Raw genomic sequence first — 267 nt, 5'->3', positions numbered from 1 at the left:
TCGGAGCATTGGCCGCCACGTTGACGCTGGCAATGTTGGTCACGCTCGCACCATCCGCACCCTGGGTGTCTGCACCAGCCGCACCACTGGTCGTGCCCACGCCCGTGATCACGTTGCCCGTCTCGGCCGTGAACTGATTGGCCGCCACACTGTCCGTGTCGTGACGTGCCACCGGCTCGTCATCAACGATGTTGATGACCAGGTTGCCGGCCGGCGCAGAATCACCATCCGCGTCCGTCACCACCACCGCGAAACTCACATTGGTGT

At 63.7% G+C, this 267-nt stretch carries 1 protein-coding gene; it reads right to left on the bottom strand.

The window, feature by feature from the left end:
* A partial coding sequence (locus HA630_RS01040) for a hypothetical protein (protein ID WP_166832100.1) occupies positions 1-267 on the bottom strand: 267 nt, incomplete at both ends.

The organism is Aquabacterium sp. A08 (assembly GCF_011742065.1).
This window is presented reverse-complemented; position numbering and strand designations above follow the sequence as displayed.